This window comes from Mycobacterium sp. NGS66, from assembly GCF_059812225.1.
This window is the reverse complement of record NZ_JCALCG010000012.1, coordinates 94436-108098: the sequence shown is the minus strand read 5'-3', so window position 1 is coordinate 108098 and position 13663 is coordinate 94436. Positions and strand designations below refer to the sequence as shown.

Annotated in this window: 12 protein-coding genes and 1 pseudogene; 9 read left to right on the top strand and 4 right to left on the bottom strand. The window is 66.5% G+C overall.

The window, feature by feature from the left end:
* The first annotated feature begins 29 nt into the window (after window positions 1-29).
* Window positions 30-782: an enoyl-CoA hydratase/isomerase family protein gene (locus AC5Y2L_RS20685; protein ID WP_499937687.1), complete on the top strand. Its 753-nt coding sequence runs from the start codon at window positions 30-32 to the stop codon at window positions 780-782.
* A gap of 51 nt (window positions 783-833) precedes the next feature.
* Here the strand turns inward: AC5Y2L_RS20685 and AC5Y2L_RS20680 are convergent, their stop codons facing one another.
* The gene (locus AC5Y2L_RS20680) at window positions 834-1013 is read right to left on the bottom strand and encodes a (2Fe-2S)-binding protein (protein ID WP_067241322.1); all 180 of its coding nucleotides are present in this window, start codon (window positions 1011-1013) and stop codon (window positions 834-836) included.
* 276 nt (window positions 1014-1289) lie between these two features.
* On the opposite strand from AC5Y2L_RS20680, the gene bfr reads away from it, so the two are divergent.
* The 7 genes and pseudogenes from bfr (at window position 1290) to AC5Y2L_RS20645 (ending at window position 8215) form a co-directional block, all read left to right on the top strand.
* Window positions 1290-1769: a bacterioferritin gene (gene bfr, locus AC5Y2L_RS20675; RefSeq protein ID WP_499937685.1), complete on the top strand. Its 480-nt coding sequence runs from the start codon at window positions 1290-1292 to the stop codon at window positions 1767-1769.
* A 67-nt stretch (window positions 1770-1836) separates the two neighbouring features.
* Window positions 1837-3945, top strand: a complete 2109-nt coding sequence (locus AC5Y2L_RS20670; RefSeq protein ID WP_499937684.1) for an MDR family MFS transporter — start codon at window positions 1837-1839, stop codon at window positions 3943-3945.
* Complete coding sequence (locus AC5Y2L_RS20665; RefSeq protein ID WP_499937682.1) at window positions 3942-4436, top strand: carboxymuconolactone decarboxylase family protein; 495 nt, start codon at window positions 3942-3944, stop codon at window positions 4434-4436. Before AC5Y2L_RS20670 ends, AC5Y2L_RS20665 begins: the two co-directional genes overlap by 4 nt.
* 10 nt (window positions 4437-4446) lie before the next feature.
* Window positions 4447-5802, top strand: coding sequence for a type I glutamate--ammonia ligase (locus AC5Y2L_RS20660; protein ID WP_499937680.1), 1356 nt, complete (start codon window positions 4447-4449; stop codon window positions 5800-5802).
* Window positions 5799-6917, top strand: coding sequence for an amidohydrolase family protein (locus tag AC5Y2L_RS20655; protein WP_499937678.1), 1119 nt, complete (start codon window positions 5799-5801; stop codon window positions 6915-6917). The genes AC5Y2L_RS20660 and AC5Y2L_RS20655 overlap by 4 nt, the downstream gene beginning before the upstream one ends.
* 8 nt (window positions 6918-6925) lie before the next feature.
* Window positions 6926-7781, top strand: a pseudogene (locus AC5Y2L_RS20650) (lysophospholipid acyltransferase family protein).
* Window positions 7781-8215, top strand: coding sequence for an SRPBCC family protein (locus AC5Y2L_RS20645; protein ID WP_499937676.1), 435 nt, complete (start codon window positions 7781-7783; stop codon window positions 8213-8215). The pseudogene AC5Y2L_RS20650 and the gene AC5Y2L_RS20645 overlap by 1 nt, the downstream one beginning before the upstream one ends.
* 148 nt (window positions 8216-8363) lie before the next feature.
* On the opposite strand, the gene AC5Y2L_RS20640 is transcribed toward AC5Y2L_RS20645, so the two are convergent.
* Both AC5Y2L_RS20640 and AC5Y2L_RS20635 read right to left on the bottom strand, forming a co-directional pair.
* Entirely contained in the window at window positions 8364-9713 is a 1350-nt protein-coding gene (locus AC5Y2L_RS20640) for a phenylacetate--CoA ligase family protein (RefSeq protein ID WP_499937674.1), read from the bottom strand.
* A gap of 46 nt (window positions 9714-9759) precedes the next feature.
* The gene (locus AC5Y2L_RS20635; RefSeq protein WP_499937672.1) at window positions 9760-10221 is read right to left on the bottom strand and encodes a nuclear transport factor 2 family protein; all 462 of its coding nucleotides are present in this window, start codon (window positions 10219-10221) and stop codon (window positions 9760-9762) included.
* A gap of 160 nt (window positions 10222-10381) precedes the next feature.
* Between AC5Y2L_RS20635 and AC5Y2L_RS20630 the strand changes: the two genes are divergently transcribed.
* A complete protein-coding gene (locus tag AC5Y2L_RS20630) occupies window positions 10382-12307 on the top strand; it encodes a potassium transporter Kup (RefSeq protein WP_499937831.1) in 1926 nt (641 codons plus the stop codon).
* A gap of 19 nt (window positions 12308-12326) precedes the next feature.
* Here AC5Y2L_RS20630 and AC5Y2L_RS20625 read toward each other — a convergent pair whose 3' ends face one another.
* Window positions 12327-13652, bottom strand: a complete 1326-nt coding sequence (locus tag AC5Y2L_RS20625) for a cytochrome P450 (protein ID WP_499937670.1) — start codon at window positions 13650-13652, stop codon at window positions 12327-12329.
* Window positions 13653-13663 lie beyond the last annotated feature (11 nt).

Here is a 13663-nt window from a genome sequence, read left to right as displayed (position 1 = left end):
CGCTCGCCAGCACGGTAGGTTGGCAACTCGTGATGCTGCAGATCGACGACGAGAACCGGGTACGCACCCTCACGCTGAACCGGCCCGAGGCACTGAACGCCTTCAACGAAGCCCTCTACGACGCCACCGCGCAGGCGCTGCTGGATGCCGCCGAGGACCCGGACGTCGCGGTGGTACTGCTGACGGGCGCCGGCCGCGGCTTCTCCGCCGGCACCGACCTCGCCGAGATGCAGGCCCGCATCACCGATCCCGACTTCACCCCGGGCAAATACGGCTTCCCGGGTTTGATCGACGCGCTCAGCAACTTTCCCAAGCCGCTGATCTGCGCGGTGAACGGCGTCGGCGTGGGCATCGGCGCCACTATCCTCGGCTACGCCGACCTGGCGTTCATGTCGTCGACGGCGCGGCTGAAATGCCCGTTCACCAGCCTGGGGGTGGCGCCCGAGGCGGCGTCGTCGTACCTGCTGCCGCAGCTGGTGGGCCGGCAGAACGCCGCCTGGTTGTTGATGTCCTCGGAGTGGGTTGACGCGCGAGAGGCGTTGCGAATGGGCCTGGTGTGGCGGGTCTGCGAGCCCGACGAGCTGCTGGCCGAAGCCCGTCGGCACGCGGAAGTGCTTGCGGCCCGGCCGATTTCCAGCCTGATGGCGGTCAAGCACACGATCGTCGAGCCGGTTCGCCCGGAAATCCTGGCCGCCACCGCGCGGGAGAACGCGCACTTCGCCGAGCTGATGGGCGCCCAGGCCAATGCCGCCGCGCTGGCGGACTTCAACAAGAGTCGCTAACCGCGTCGAACGCGGGGGAGCCCACGTTCGGCGAGTCAGGTGAGAGACGAACTAGCCGGCCCGCTCCAGCTGGGCCGCGGCGGCGATGATCGCCCGCAATGTCCGGCGGCAGCGCCCGCAATCAGCGCCGGCCCCACAGGCGGCGGCCACCTCCTTGGACGTCGATGCACCACGGGCCACGCAGTCGGACACCGTCTGATTGGTGGCCCCGACGCACAGGCACACGTACATCCAAACCCCTAGGCGAAACTGCCGATTGGAACGGACCGCATATTAGTGAAGTCTATCCTAAGTAGGTTAGCGGAGTCTAACCTAAGTAACGACACGTGACCGAATCGTCGCCTTCGCATGACGCGCCGAAGGCGGGTGAAAGCGCGCGCCGAGGCCGCGCTGCTGGACTAGATTGAGATCGGCACGCCGGCGGGCCATAGGCCGGCGAGATGGTGCTCCAGCCCAGCCCATCTGCCGCAGTTCGACATCGACAGCCCTCACAGCCTAGGAGTGGTCATGCAAGGTGATCCGGATGTTTTGCGCCTGCTGAACGAACAATTGACCAGCGAACTCACCGCTATCAACCAATATTTCTTGCACTCCAAGATGCAGGACAACTGGGGTTTCACCGAGTTGGCCGAGCACACCCGCGCCGAATCCTTCGACGAGATGCGGCACGCCGAGGCGATCACCGACCGCATTTTGATACTGGACGGATTGCCGAACTACCAGCGGATCGGGTCACTACGGGTGGGCCAGACGCTGCGCGAGCAGTTCGAGGCAGACCTGGCCATCGAATACGACGTGCTGAACCGTCTCAAGCCCGGGATCATCATGTGCCGCGAAAAGCAGGACAGCACCAGCGCCACCCTGCTGGAGAAGATCGTCGCCGACGAGGAGATCCACGTCGACTACCTGGAGACCCAGCTGGAGTTGATGGACAAGCTCGGAGAGGAGCTCTACTCGGCCCAATGCGTCTCCCGTCCGCCGAGCTGACCCGCGCCCGTCCAGCTAGGCGGCTGCTGGGTACCCGTTAGCATCGGACGCCGACGGGAAGGCAGGGATGACGGCCTCGAAAGCAGCCGCGGTCGCGGAGTCGCAGGCCGCGGATTCCGCCCCCAGCAGCGCCTTCATCAGTCCTCAGCGGCGCAACCTCATTTTCCTGGCGATCGTGCTGGGAATGCTGCTGGCGGCGCTGGACCAGACCATCGTCGCCACCGCGCTACCGACCATCGTGGCCAATCTGGGCGACGCCGGACATCAATCGTGGGTGGTGACGAGCTACCTGCTGGCTTCGACGATCGTCACCGCGCTGGTCGGCAAGCTCGGCGATCTGTTCGGCCGCAAGCGGGTGTTCCAAGCCGCCGTGCTGTGCTTCCTGGCGGGCTCGGTGTTGTGCGGGCTGGCGCAGTCGATGACCATGCTGGTCGGGTCGCGGGCGTTGCAGGGCATCGGCGGCGGCGCGATCACCGTCACCGCCAGCGCGTTGATCGGTGAGGTCGTCCCGCTACGGGAGCGCGGCCGCTACCAGGGCATCTTGGGCGCGGTCTTCGGCGTGACAACCGTCGTCGGACCACTGCTGGGCGGCTACTTCACCGACTACCTGACCTGGCGGTGGGCGTTTTGGATCAACGTGCCGGTCTCGGTGGTGGTCATCATGGTGGCGGCGGCCGCTATTCCGGAGCTGACAGCGGCCAGCAAACCGGTGATCGATTACCTGGGGATCGTGTTCGTCGGGCTGGGCGCGACCGGCCTGACCCTGGCCACCAGCTGGGGCGGCACCCGCTACCCATGGGGCTCGGCGACGATCGTGGGCCTGTTCGCCGGTGCCGTCGTGGCCCTATGCGTCTTCGTGTGGGTGGAAAACCGGGTCTCTGAGCCGATCCTGCCGATCCGGCTGTTCGCGAGCCCGGTGTTCACCGTCTGCTGCGTGCTGGCCTTCGTGGTGGGGTTCGCGATGCTGGGCGCGCTGACCTTCCTCCCGACGTACATGCAGTACGTGGACGGGGTTTCGGCCACCACCTCGGGCCTGCGCACGCTGCCGATGGTGATCGGCATGCTGATCACCTCGACCGGCAGCGGCACCCTGGTCGGCCGCACCGGCCGATACAAGATCTTCCCGGTGACCGGTACCGCACTGATGGCCGTCGCCTTCCTGCTGATGTCGACGATGGAGGTGTCGACGCCGGCCCTGGTGCAGTCGCTCTACCTGCTCGTCCTGGGCGCCGGTATCGGGCTGTCCATGCAGGTCCTGGTCCTTATCGTGCAGAACACCTCGAATTTCGAGGACCTCGGCATGGCAACATCGGGAGTGACGTTCTTCCGCACCATCGGCAGCTCGTTCGGTGCCGCGATATTCGGCACGCTGTTCGTCAACTTCCTCAACCACCGGATGGGTGCGGCACTCGCGGCCAGCGGTGCACCCGCCGCCGCGGTCAGTTCCCCGGCGGCCCTGCACCGGCAGCCCCACAGCGTGGCGGCCCCGATCGTCGCGGCCTACTCCCAATCGCTGACTCAGGTGTTCTTGTGCGCGGCCCCGGTCGCCGCCGTCGGTTTTATCCTGGCCCTGTTCTTGCGCGAGGTTCCGCTGCGCGACATCCATAACAGCGCAGTCGATTTGGGCGACGGTTTCGGCATGCCCAACCCCGAGACACCGGAGCGGATGCTGGAGAACGCGATCGCGCGGCTGTTGCGCGGCGAGCCCGGGGTACGCCTGCGCAGCATCGCCATGCGGCCGGATTGCCGACTCGACGTCGCGGGCCTGTGGGGCGTCATGCGCACCTATCGCTTTGCGCAGCTCTACGGGACCGCGCGGCTCACCGACATCGCCGAATACCAGCGGCTGCCCTTCGAGGTTCTGGACCCCACCTTCGCCCGGCTGGCCGCCGCCGGGTACCTGCAACGCGACGGCGATGCGATGTGGCTGACCCGCGCCGGACGCCAGCAGGTCGACTACGTGTATTCGCTGCTACTGGCCTGGATCGTCGACAAGCTGTCCCGCTCGCCCGGGTTCCAAGGCCGCCCGGATCGCCGTGAGGTCGAAGCCGCCCTGCAGCGCATCGCGCATCGCGTTCTGGCCCAACGTGATTGGCACGACGACGCGCCCACGGTGGCACTGCCCGGCAACAGGCTCCGGCAGTCCGGTGGGCCGGGCGTACCATCACGCCCATGAGCCGCATCGGACAATTCGCTGACGACGACGTCTACAGCTGGGCCACCAAATCACCCGATCTGGGCGGCGCGATCGCGAAGTTCAGCCAGGCCGTCTACACCAAGAATCGGCTGCCGTTGCGCACTCGCGAACTCGCCAGGGCGGTGATCGCTCATCACAACGAATGCGTCGTCTGCCTGAATACCCGCGACGCCGACGGGCCGACGGCCGGGGTCGACGAAGAGCTGTACTGGCACGCCACCGAGTGGCGCACCTGGCCGGGGTACAGCGAACAAGAACGCCTGGCCGCCGAATTCGCCCACCGCTTCGCCACCGAGCACACCAAGCTACGCGACGACGAGGACTTCTGGGCCCGGTGCAGCGAGCACTTCTCCGAAGAACTACTCGCCGACCTGGCGCTGTCGTGCGCGCTGTGGCTCGGCATGGGCAGGATGCTGCGAACCCTGGACATCGGCCAGGCCTGCATGCTGACCCTGCCCAGCCGCGCTTGATCGCACAACCATGACGGGTGCCACGCCCCTCGCCGCCGCGGCGATCGCCCAATTGGAGGCCGAAGGCGTCGACACGGTGATCGGCACCGTCGTCAACCCCGCCGGGCTCACCCAGGCCAAGACGGTGCCGATCCGTCGGACCAACACCTTCGCCGATCCCGGCCTGGGTGCCAGTCCCTCGTGGCATGCCTTCGCCATCGACCAGACCGGCATCGCGTTCACCGAGCAGGTCGGCGTCGTCGGGGACCAGCGCATCCGCATCGACCTCTCGGCGCTACGAATGATCGGCGACGGGCTCGCGTGGGCTCCCGGCGCCTTCTTCGAGCAGGACGGCACCCCGGTACCGGCCTGCACCCGCGGAACACTGCAGCGGGTCGAGGCCGCCCTTGCCGAAGCCGGCATCGAGGCGGTGGTCGGCCACGAAATCGAGTTCCTGCTCGTGGATCCGGACGGTGAGCGGCTGCCTTCGACGCTCTGGGCACAGTACGGACTGGCCGGGGTACTCGAGCACGAGGATTTCGTCCGCGATGTCAACGCCGCGACCGCCGCGGCCGGTGTCGGTATCGAGCAGTTCCATCCCGAATACGGGGCGAATCAATTCGAAATCTCGTTGTCGCCAATGCCTCCGGTGGCCGCGGCCGACCAGTTGGTACTGACCCGCCTGATCATCGGCCGCGCCGCCCGCCGCCACGGACTGCGCGTCAGCCTGTCCCCGGCGCCCTTCGCCGACAGCGTCGGATCCGGTGCGCACCAGCACTTTTCACTGAGCACCGCAGACGGCCCGCTGTTCTCGGGCGGGAGCGGGGTAGCCGGCATGACCCCGGCGGGGGAGAGCGCGGTGATGGGGGTGCTGCGCGGATTGCGTGAGGCCCAAGGCATCCTGTGCGGATCGATCGTCTCGGGTTTGCGGCTGTGTCCAGGAAACTGGGCGGGCGTGTATGTGTGCTGGGGCATCGAGAACCGAGAGGCCGCGGTGCGATTCGTCCAGGGTGGTCCCGGCAGCCCACATGGCGGCAACGTCGAAGTGAAGGTTGTCGACGCCTCGGCCAACCCGTACCTGGCGTCGGCGGTGATTCTCGGGTTGGCCCTTGACGGAATCAAAGCCGACTTGAAGCTTCCACCGGAAACGACGAGGGACCCGGCCACGCTCTCCGATTCCGACCGGGAGCGGGCCGGCATCCTGCGCCTGCCCGAAGCTCAAGCTGAAGCCATTGCGGCACTTGACAATTCACGGCTGGTTCGCGGGATACTCGGCGATGCCGCCGTCGACATGGTGGTCGCGGTGCGACGGCTGGAACAGGAGCGTTACGCCAAGCTGCGCCCGGAGCCATTGGCCGACAAGTTCCGAATGGCCTGGAGCCTGTGAACGAGCTGGCCCAACACGTCACCACAGTCGCCCTCATCGATCAACACGTGCACGGGTGCTGGCTGACGGCAGGGGACCGGACGCGGTTCGAGAACGCACTCAACGAGGCCAATACCGAGCCCATCACGGACTCGGGTTTCGACTCGCAACTCGGCTTCGCGGTGCGCAACCACTGCAGCCCGCTGCTGGGTCTGCCGAGACACGCTGAACCACAAGCGTATTGGGACCGACGCAGCCGACTTGACGAAGCCGAAGTGGCCCGCCTGTTCCTGCCGGCCGCCGGTGTGACCGACTGGCTGGTCGATACCGGCATCAACACTGAGATTGCCGGCGTCGACGACTTGGCGCGATTGTCCGGCGGCCGCGCCCATGAGGTGGTTCGCCTCGAGCAGGTGGCCGAACAGGCCGCACAGACACCCGGCGACTACGCGTCGGCGTTCAGCGAGATGCTGCACCGGCGCGCGGCCGGCGCGGTCGGCACCAAGTCCATCCTGGCCTACCGCGGGGGATTCGACGGCGACCTGACCGAGCCATCGCGGCAACAGGTCGCCGAGGCCGCCGCTCGGTGGCGCGATAGCGGTGATGTGCGGCTATCCGATCGGGTGCTGCTGCGGTTCGGCTTGCACCAGGCCCTGCGACTGGGCAAACCGCTGCAGTTCCACGTCGGCTTCGGCGACCGCGACTGCGATCTGCACAAGACCAACCCGCTGTATCTGCTGGATTTTCTCCGCCAGTCCGGCGACACCCCGATCGTCTTGCTGCACTGCTATCCCTATGAGCGCGAAGCCGGCTACTTGGCGCAGGCCTTCAACAACGTCTACCTCGACGGCGGACTGAGCGTGAACTACCTGGGCGCTCGTGCCCCCGCCTTCATCGCCCGGCTGCTGGAGCTGGCACCCTTCGGCAAGATCGTCTACTCGTCGGACGGATTCGGTCCCGCGGAGTTGCATTACCTCGGTGCGGTGTTGTGGCGCAACGGTATTCAGCGGGTGCTGAGTGGATTCGTGGAAAGCGGTGACTGGAGTGAGGCCGACGCGATCCGGGTGGTGGACCTGATCGCCCGCGACAACGCCGCCCGGGTCTACGGGTTTGACGTCAAGCGCCTGGGGGTATGAGGGCCGTTATGGCAACCGCTGGGGATGTCTTGGAGTGGGCGCGCAAGCAGGTCGTGTCGCGGGTACCCAAGGCCGACCTCGACCAGCGCGACCCGGACTACATCCGCGACCAGCTGCCCGGTACCTGGCTGCTGGCATCGCTGTACTTCCGCGCCGAGGTGGACGGCCTGGACCGGATCCCTGCCGAGGGGCCGGTCCTCTTGGTGGGCAACCACAGCGGGGGCAACGTACCACCGGATACGTTCGTCTTCACGCTGGCGTTCTGCTCCTACTTCGGGGTCGAGCGGCCGTTTTACCAGCTGGCCCACAACGTTTTACCAGCTGGCCCACAACTTGGTCGTGTCCGCGCCGCCACTCGGCTGGCTACGCAAGTTCGGCACCGTCGCAGCCAACCATGAAAACGCCCGCCTGGCATTGGAGTCTGGGGCGGCCCTGCTGGTGTACCCCGGCGGCGATTACGAAGTCTTCCGCCCGTCCTGGGAGCGGCACAAGGTGGACTTCGGCGGGCGGATGGGCTACGTGCGGCTGGCCCGCGAAGCCGGTGTGCCGATCGTGCCGGTGGCCAGCGTCGGCGGGCAGGAGAGCGCGTTGTTCCTCGATCGCGGGCAATGGCTTGCCAAGCTGCTGATGGCGGATAAGTTGTTGCGGCTCAAGAGCATTCCGATATCGTTGGCATTGCCGTGGGGCCTGAACATCAGCGACCTGGCAGGGCACATTCCGCTGCCGACCAAGATCGTGATCGAAGTGCAGGAGCCGATCGAGGTCGACGGTGACGACCAGGCCGTGCACGACAAGGTGATGGCCAGCCTGCAGGGCGCCGTCGACCGGATGGCGGCCAGGCGCAGATTCCCGGTGATCGGCTGATGCGCGTCGAACGCCGCTGTGTGATCAACGCGGACCGCGACGCGGTTTGGAAGGTGGTCAGCGATCCGGACCGCTACCCGTCGTTCATGACGAGCCTGGAACGATGGGAGACCGCCAACGACCACCCGCCAGGTGTCGGCGCCCGCTACACCGTGCACTGGAAGATCGGCTCTGTCCCGGTGGGCGGGCTGGTCGAGGTGGTCGAATTCGACGAGAACCGTGACGTGGCCTGGGTTGGGATCACCGGTGTGAATCTGCGTGGCCGGATTCGGTTGCGCGATGGCGGCGACGGCCAGACGAAGGTGACGTTCCGGCTGTCGTATCAGGCGCCCGGCGGCATCCTCGGCTATATCGCCGACCGGATCGCGGTGCGTCAGGTGGGCCGCAACGTGGCCGAGACGCTGAAAAGCCTCAAGCGGCTCGTCGAGTCTTAGTGCTGGTGCTGTTTCCCGCCTCGATGCTTCCCGCGTCGAGTCTGCATCCAGGGCTAGCCTGCCGCGCATTTCGGCGCAGCCAGCGCAGGCTCGACGCCACCAGCGCAGGCTCGGGCGGGCCGATCCGCTGGAGGCCCGGTATACGGCGCTAAAGCGCGATGAACCGCCGCAGTTTCCCGCTGGCTTGGTGACGCCGCAGACCGTCGACCACCGCGACCTGAATCACCGGGTCAGGCAGTCCGTATCTGCGTATTGCGGTGATCAATGCCGTAGTCAGCGCTTGGATATCCGGCTGCTCCGCCGTCGCAACCACCAGAATGTCGGCACCTAGCGGGGTTTGGGTGATCTGGTACTCCGTCACGCGGGGATCGGTGCCCAGCACATGGCGAAAAGCGATGGGCGGAACCAGGATTGGGCCGTACCGGAAGTCGTCGTCGCGTCGTCCGCCGACGGCGATGCGCGCGAAGGCGCTCCCGCATCCGCAACGGCCTTCCAGCGACACCACCTGATCGCCGAGGTCGTAGCGGATGAATGGGAACGTCCGGTTCGCCAGACCGGTGGCCAGCGTCCGTGCCGCTGGTTCGTCCGGGCCGACGGGCGCCCCGCCATCGTCGACGCGTTCCAGGATGACTTCGTCCTCGCACACGTGCAGGCCCTCGCCAAGCCCACAACCCACCACCTGGACCCCGATTTCGGTGGAGCCCCACACGTTGTGGATCACGGGATCCCACGCTTCGACGATCGCGTCGCGGTCCTCGTCGAGCAGCGGCTCCGAGTTGGTACTCACCCGCACCGGTCTGATCCGTAGGTCGCGGGCGAGCGCAGCGCGGGCCAACCGTCCGATCACCGACGGATAGCCGACCAGGTGGGTGGGGTGTGCGTCGGCAACCGCGGCCAGCACCTCGTCGAACGGCGAGCCCGCGGCGATCACCACTGTCTGCATGCCTGCGACGGTGGGGATGTCGAACAGCGGTGTGCTGGCGTGCGGCGGAATGCCGGCCTCGAGCACGGCGAGCCGGGCCGGGCCCGAAAGGGCAGGCGCCCGTTGCTCTTCCCGGGCCTGTATTCGCCAGGCCAGGCACGCTGCCGAGACAAAGAACTGCCAATCCCACACATAGACACCGCGCACCCCGCTGGATCCGCCCGAGCTGAAGATCTGCTGATCGGCAGCGGTATACGAAAACCATTGCTGTTCAAGGAGAATCCGCTCCGCGCTGGCGCGGTCCAGGCCGGGTGCGGCAACTTGCTTGGTCATCAACGGCAGCGACGCCAGGTCGGCTACGGTGGCACGCGACGCGTCGAGCGACCCGAGCCGTCGCGCGTGAAACGGCGACCGCTCCCGCGCGTAGGTCAGCAGGGCGCGCAGCCGGTGATCTCGGTAGTTCTCGATCTGTTCGCGTGACCAATCCAGCCGCGCGACATGGTCAACCAGGCTGGCTTGAACTGCGCCGAGATGCGCCGCGCGCATTCGCCGGTAGGCCGACATCGCTGCGTCCATGCCTGCGAGTCTGGCATGCGGCCGCGGCGACGCCTCGATAACAGCGTCAGACTAGGCCTGTCGCGTCGAATACCCAGCTGGTGTCCCCGGTTGCCAGGTTCTCGAAATGGCTGGGCGGAGCAAAGCTGACGAGGCTGTTCATGTCCCAATAGTCTTTCCAGAGCACGATTTTGCCGTCGACGACCCGGTGCACGCTGACGAACCTGAGCACGCCCTGCTCGCCTGTCTCGAACGTCCATTTCTCGGAGTGCTCGTACATCACGTCGGGACCGTCGGACAGCAGCAACCCGCCATGGTTTTCGTAGCCGGCCAGCGGCGCGAGTCCAATCTTGAGCCGCTTGACGATGTCCTCGGGACCGCGGGCCGACACGGCGGGCATCGGCATGTCGACGTACAGGCAGTCCGGGGCCAAGAACGTCTCGACCGCCTCCCAATCCCGCCGCGAAAGCGCCTGCCACAGCCCGAGAACCGCCGCCGCCTCGACCGTATTCGTAGAGACCTCAGTCATAGTCGCCAATAACACCCGGCCGCAGCACACCTGTCAACGGCGCCGGCGCATACTGCTGGACTGGTTCGGTCGGCACCTGAGCCGACCGGCACAGTACGATCGATCAGCCGCCGCCGAAACGAGGGAACCTGCCGTGCAAACAAGTTCCGGCCCTACGTCGCTGTCTCATACCGTCGTCGGCGCGGAACGGCATGGCCCGGCCAAGGCGGCCAGTGCGGTGGTCGGCGCACTCGGCGTCGTATTCGGCGACATCGGCACCAGTCCGATCTACACGATCCAGACGGTGTTCAATCCGGCGGACCCGCACCCGGTGCCGATGAGCACCGACAACGTCTACGGCGTTGTCTCGTTGATCTTCTGGTCGGTGATGATCATCGTGACGCTGACCTACGTCAGCTTGGTGATGCGGGCCGACAACGACGGTGAGGGCGGCATCATGGCGCTCATAACGCTGTTCTCTCGCTGGAGCAGCGGAGGTAGACACCGCGTAGTGGCCGCGCTGACCGCCCTGGGTCTCATCGGGGCCGCGCTGTTCTTCGGCGACAGCATGATCACCCCGGCCATCTCAGTGCTGTCCGCGGTTGAAGGCATCAAAGTGGTTGCGCCACAACTAGATACCTGGGTAGTTCCGATCACCGCAGTGATCATTCTGGCGCTGTTCTCCGTGCAGCGTCATGGCACGGCCACCGTTGGGCGTTTGTTCGGGCCGGTGATGATCGTGTGGTTCACCGCGATCGGCGCGTTCGGAGTGGCCGCGGTCGCCGAGCATCCCGAAATTCTCAAGGCGCTCTCGCCGCTATACGCCGTGGAGTTCATGGTCTCCCACTTTCACATCGCGTTCTTCTCACTGGCCGCCGTCGTGCTCTCGGTGACCGGCGCCGAGGCGCTCTATGCCGACATGGGCCACTTCGGGCGGCGCCCAATCACCTGGGGCTGGCTGTTTCTTGTGCTGCCCGGTTGCGCACTGAGCTATCTGGGGCAGGGGGCGCTGCTGCTCGGCAACCCAGGCGCGCTCAGTGCGCCGTTCTTTCTGCTCGCCCCGGACTGGGCTCGGTTGCCGACGGTGCTGCTGGCCACCGCCGCGACCGTGATCGCGTCGCAGGCCGTGATCACCGGGGCATTCTCGGTGGCTGCACAGGCCGCCCAGCTGGGCTATCTGCCGCGTCTGCGAATCGCCCACACCTCGGAGTCGACCATCGGGCAGATCTACGTTCCGTGGGTCAACGGACTCTTGATGGTGTCGGTGCTCACCTTGGTTTTCGCGTTTCGCAGCTCCGCTGCGCTGGCGTTCGCGTTCGGCATGGCGGTCACCGGAACGATCACCATCACCACGCTGCTGTTCCTCTACATCGCGCGCAGCAAATGGGGGACGCCGTTGTGGCTGATCATTCCCGGCGGGGGAGCTCTGCTGCTGGTGGATCTGATGTTCGTGGCGGCCAACCTGACCAAACTCATTCATGGGGCGTGGCTTCCGCTGCTCATCGCCATCATCGCGTTCACCGTGATGACCACCTGGCAGCGCGGACGTGAAATCGTCACGCGCGCACGGGAACAGGCGGAAGGACCGCTGCGCGAGTTCGTCGACAGCCTCGCCGACCGCGAGCCACCGCTGATCCGGGTTCCCGGCACGGCGATATTCCTCAACCGCGGCAACGAAACCGCGCCGCTTGCGATGCGCGCCACCGTAAAGCACAACGGCGTGCTGCACGAACAGGTGGTCATCATGGCGATCGAAACCCTGCCGGTGCCGCGGGTACCCGACTCCGAGCGGACGGACGTCGACGCTCTCGGCTACGCCACCGACGGGATCGTCCATTTGACCGCACGATTCGGGTACATGGAAACACCCAACGTGCCAAACGTGCTGCGGCTGCTTGATCCGAAACAGACCGAAGGCCCGATCGACATCGACGGCGCCTCATACTTCCTATCGGAACTCGAGCTGACCAGAGGTGCGGCACCGACCATGGCGCAGTGGCGCAAGCGCCTGTTCATCGCCACGTCCTACAGCACGGCCGACGCCGCCGAGTACTTCGGGCTGCCGCTGGACCGGACGGTGATCATGGGTTCGCGCATCGAGGTGTAGCGCGAAAGCCCGCGAAAGCCTAAGTGGGAGCCATCGAGCGCGCGGGTCCAAGTGTCACCGGCAGCGAAGACCAGCCGCGCAGCACCCGGGTGTCCCGCCGACTTCCCGCGCCCGCGGCCCGCACCTCCGGGAAGCGCTCGAAGAAGGTGCGCAGGCCGACTTCCCCTTCGGCGCGCGCCAGGGCGGCTCCCAGGCAGAAGTGCCGACCGCCCGAGAACGCCAGATGGCGCCCGGCGTTGGCGCGCTGGATGTCGAAGCGATGCGGATCGGGGAATACCTCCGGATCGCGGTTGGCGGCGGCCAGGTAGATCACCACCAACGCGCCCTGCCCGACGGTCACACCGCCCAGGTCCACGTCGTTGCGCGCCAACCGCGCGGTGAGCTGAACCGGTGAGTCCAGCCGCAGGATCTCTTCCACGGCATTCGGCCACAGCTCCGGACGCCGGCGCAGCGTGTCCAGGTGTTCCGGCATGTCCAGCAGCATGCGAATCCCGTTGCCCAACAAGTTGACCGTCGTTTCGAAGCCGGCAGCCAATACCAGTCCGGCAAGCGCCTGCAGCTCGGTCTCCGACAGATGCGCATCGGCAGGGCCGTTTTCGGACTGCTGAATCAGTTGACTCATCAGGTCGTCACCGGGGTTGCGCCGCAACTGCCGCAGGTGCTCGGCGAGCCAGAAATTGAATCCGGTGATTCCCCGCTGGACGCGACGGTACTGCCGCCAGGGCAGACCCACGTCCAGACTCGGCGCGGCCAGCTCCCCGAACTCCAGGACGCGGGGCCGGTCGGCGTCGGGCACGCCGAGGATGTCACTGATGATCGCGACGGGAAGTTGGGAGCAATACCGCCGGACTATGTCGACCACTCCGGCTTTGTCGGAGTCAGCGGCCAGCTCATCCAAAAGTTTGGCCGCGGTGTACTCGACGCGGTCACGCAACGCCGCGACCGCCCGACTGGTGAACACCGCCGACACCGTCTTGCGGTAGCGCGTGTGGTCGGGCGGCTCGACGGCCAACAACGACGGCGGCCGTAGCGGATGGAGCAGGTCGTCGCGGGCGCGAGCCTCCAGCCAACGAATCGGCGCCGGCAGGTTCGAGCCGACCATCAGCACCCGGAAGTCGTCGGATCGCAGCAGGTCGTGGGCGAGCGTATGGCCGACGACCAGGTAGCTGGCCCGGCCCTTGAGCAGCGGGCCCAGCGGCTGCAGTTCGTCGTAGAACGACACCGGATCGGCCACCACGGTCGGATCGGCGATCAGCCTGGCCGGCAAGTCGCCCCGTCCGGCTCCGATCTTCGCGACGCCCCGGACGAATCCGTGCAGCACAAGCCAATGCAATCTCTGCTTCACGGATCCTCCCG